The organism is Gloeocapsa sp. DLM2.Bin57 (assembly GCA_007693955.1).
In the GTDB taxonomy this organism is placed as follows: domain Bacteria; phylum Cyanobacteriota; class Cyanobacteriia; order Cyanobacteriales; family Gloeocapsaceae; genus Gloeocapsa.
The window spans coordinates 1-3,478 of record RECR01000003.1 but is presented as its reverse complement, the minus strand read 5'-3'; the positions used below and the strand labels follow the sequence as shown (position 1 = coordinate 3,478).

General features: G+C 39.1%; 4 protein-coding genes. 3 read left to right on the top strand and 1 reads right to left on the bottom strand.

Annotated elements, in window-relative coordinates; translation table 11 throughout:
* The coding region (locus tag EA365_00060) for a putative 2-aminoethylphosphonate ABC transporter substrate-binding protein (protein TVQ50026.1) at nucleotides 1-884 on the bottom strand (884 nt) is incomplete at its 3' end.
* Nucleotides 885-1,054: 170 nt separating this feature from the next.
* On the opposite strand from EA365_00060, the gene EA365_00055 reads away from it, so the two are divergent.
* Genes EA365_00055 through EA365_00045 form a run of 3 tightly spaced genes read left to right on the top strand, consistent with a single transcriptional unit; the run spans nucleotide 1,055 to nucleotide 3,417 of the window.
* A complete protein-coding gene (locus EA365_00055; GenBank protein ID TVQ50025.1) occupies nucleotides 1,055-1,777 on the top strand; it encodes an HAD family hydrolase in 723 nt (240 codons plus the stop codon).
* Entirely contained in the window at nucleotides 1,770-2,891 is a 1,122-nt protein-coding gene (locus EA365_00050) for a TIGR03364 family FAD-dependent oxidoreductase (protein ID TVQ50024.1), read from the top strand. Before EA365_00055 ends, EA365_00050 begins: the two co-directional genes overlap by 8 nt.
* A 52-nt stretch (nucleotides 2,892-2,943) precedes the next feature.
* On the top strand, nucleotides 2,944-3,417 hold the full coding sequence (locus tag EA365_00045; protein TVQ50023.1) for an HD domain-containing protein: 474 nt from the start codon (nucleotides 2,944-2,946) through the stop codon (nucleotides 3,415-3,417).
* Nucleotides 3,418-3,478: the final 61 nt, after the last annotated feature.

The window sequence follows — 3,478 nt, the reverse complement described above, 5'->3', positions numbered from 1 at the left end:
GCCCAATCTAAAAAGGTTTTAGCTGCTTCTTTGATTTGAGGTTTTTGTACTAAAGCATTAGCTTCTATATCCCATCCTGAACCCTCTTTAGGGAATACTGGTTCTATGGGCTCGCCGTCATTCTTTTGTTTAACAGCGCGATAACCAAAGGAAATACCGATAGGATATTCTCCAGATCCTGCTACTCGACAAGGTTTAGAACCAGAGTGCATATATTGAGCAATATTTTTATGGAGATTCTCTAGATATTCCCATCCTTTCTCTTCTCCCATCATCTGGAGTATGGCTGAGACGGAGAGAAAACCTGTACCAGAGGAAGCGGGATTAGACATGACGATCTGATTTTGATAAACAGGGTTAATCAAGTCTTCCCAAGAGGTAGGTATGGGTAAATTCTTATTAGCTGTCTCAATGGTGTTAACACAAAAAGCTGACATCCACACGTCTATCCCTACCCAATGGGGAGGATTGCGACTATCTCTAAATTTCTCTTCGACATTTTCTAACCCTTGGGGTGCGTAGGGTGCTAAAATTCCCTGTTGATCAGCAATTAATAAGCTAGAAACCGCTGTCCCCCAGACCAAATCTGCTTGGGGATTATCTTTTTCAGCCAGTAATTTCGCTGTGACTATACCAGTTGAATCTCTGACTATATTAACTTTAATGTCGGCATGAGCTTTACTGAATAAAGGTAGATAGTCTGCTATCTGGTCATCCTCTAATGCTGTATAGACAGTGATACTTTCTTGTCCTGTGGTAGTACTTACAGTAGTAGTTCCTGGATCAGTAGTTATGGTGTCTGTTGTGGTACAAGATGCCACCAGAGTTACTATTAGCAATGCTGCCAAAAAGTTAACAGCAAAGTTTTTAAATATTTTCTTCATAATTAATAACTTCTTTTTCGCTATTAACTATAACTAAATTAGGTTAAAATTAGAATAAGAATAGGTTAAGTTTAGGTTAATATTTGTTGTTAAAAAATAATTAAAATTTATAGTTATTCAAAATCTATATCGTACAATAAAATCTGGCATAAGTCTATTAATAATTAAGAATGTACCCAATAAGTTTAGTTGTTTTCGATATGGCGGGAACAACTATAAAAGATGATAACGAAGTCTTAAAATGCTTTAATCAAGCAGCGGCTAATAATGGTTTAAAAGCCACAGAAGCTAGAGTTAATCAGATGATGGGCTTACCCAAACGTAAAGTGTTTGAGGTCTTATGGCAAGAACAAATAGGAGAATATGATCCAGATTATGCCCAAAAAGTAGCAACAACCTATCAAGACTTTAAAGCAATTTTAGAGGATTATTATCGCCGTGAACCAATTTTACCTACTGTAGGATGTTTAGAATTGTTTGAGTGGTTAACAACACAAGGGATAAAAATTGCTCTCAATACAGGATTTTATCGAGAAGTGACTAATATTATTCTCAATCGTTTAGGATGGGATCTAGGTTTAAATGCTGATTATGTAGGGTCAGAATCAAGTATCATTCAAGTCTCGGTAACACCATCAGAAATCTATAATAATGAAGGTCGTCCCGCACCTTATCTGATTCAAAAAGCGATGTATAAACTAGGGGTGACTAACCCTCAAGAAGTAATCGCAGTGGGAGATACACCCTCAGATTTAGCAGCAGGTAAAAATGCTCATTGCTTAATGACTCTAGGAGTAACCAGCGGTACACATAGTTATGAGGAATTAGTCTCTTATCCCCACGATCGCCTGATTAAATCCCTGTTAGAATTGAAAGAGATTATCAATGACTAAACAAGTAGATGTAGCTATTATAGGCGCAGGAATCGTGGGTTTAGCCCACGCTTTCGCTGCGGCTAAGCAAGGTTTAAAAGTAGCGGTCTTTGAACGTAATGACTACGCTATTGGCGCTTCTATTCGTAATTTTGGCATGGTTTGGCCCATCGGTCAACCCCAAGGTTATCTAAGAGATAGAGCCTTAAAAAGTCGGGAAATTTGGCAAGAAATCGCTATACAAGCAAGATTTCACCTAGATACCTGCGGCTCTGTACATTTAGCTTATCAGCCAGACGAATTAGCTGTAATTGAAGAATTTATCGCTAGTGAAAGTCAAGCAGATGTAGCCTTGCTAACTCCTCAAGAAGTAGCCAGCAAAAGTCAAGCAGTGGTTACCAATGGTTTATTGGGGGCTTTATGGAGTAGTACGGAATGTACCGTCGACCCCCGAGAGGCGATCGCCAAAATCCCTAATTTTCTCCAAGAAAAATATCAAGTTGACTTTTACTTCAATAGTCTAGTTACAGGAATTAACTACCCCCAAATCGAAGTAGGAAGACAAATCTTTACAGCAGAGAAAATCTTTATTTGTAGCGGGAGTGACTTTGAAACCCTCTACCCTGATGTTTACCAACAATCGGGAATGACTAAAGTTAAACTGCAAATGATGCGCACTCCTCCCCAACCTCAAGGATGGAGACTAGGTCCTTCATTATGTGGAGGCTTGACCCTAACTCATTATAGTTCCTTTGCTCATTGTCCTTCTCTAGAAAAACTCAAAACCAGAATAGCCACTCAAACTCCCCATTTTTGTCAATGGCACATTCACGTTATGATGTCCCAAAATGGGTTAGGAGAATTAATCATTGGTGACTCTCACGAGTATGGCACAACTCTAGACCCTTTTGACAAAGATTTTATTAACCAATATGTCCTTAATTATCTCCAAGGCTTCGCTAAAGTTCCTCATCTGGAGATAGCCGAAACCTGGCACGGAATTTACGCCAAATTACCAGGAAAAACCGAATTTATCGCTAATCCTACCCCGGGAGTAACTATCGTTAATGCACTCAGTGGCGCAGGAATGACCCTTTCTTTTGGTTTAGCCCAAGAAAATCTCTCTAGGTTTTAGGTATTAAGTATTATTTTTACTATATATTATATTTTCTCATTGCCTTTTAATAATGCTTAAACAAATTAGTAAGATTTTACTCACCCGTGGAAAACAACAATATGATGGAGAAGCAGTATCTCAACTAGAACACGCCTTGCAATGTGCCTATCTAGCCCAACAAGCCAAAAATAGCCCTAGTGCGATCGCCTCTTGTCTATTACACGATTTAGGACATTTGCTCCCTGGAGTAATACCCCACCAAGAAAATGCCTTATCTTTACTAACTCCTATCTTTAAACCAAAAGTAACCGAACCAATTAAACTTCACGTAGAGGCTAAACGTTATCTGTGTAGCGTTGATCCTCAATATTACTCGACTCTGTCTTTAGCTTCTCAACACAGTTTAGCTAGACAAGGGGGTAAATTTTCTCAAGCAGAATCAGCCAACTTTCTCGCACAACCCTACGCAACCGCAGCTATTCAACTCCGACGTTGGGATGATCAAGCTAAAGTTGCAGGGTTGGTAACTCCAGATTTAGCTTAACCGCGAGAAGCCTCAAGCTTTATTTTCTCAAATAAGCGTGAGATGAATCGCGTCCTTATTT

Coding starts and splice junctions, on each gene's coding strand:
- EA365_00050 (TVQ50024.1), top strand. CDS start 1,770: ATGACTAAACAAGTAGATGTAGCTATTATAGGCGCAGGAATCGTGGGT.
- EA365_00055 (TVQ50025.1), top strand. CDS start 1,055: ATGTACCCAATAAGTTTAGTTGTTTTCGATATGGCGGGAACAACTATA.
- EA365_00045 (TVQ50023.1), top strand. CDS start 2,944: ATGCTTAAACAAATTAGTAAGATTTTACTCACCCGTGGAAAACAACAA.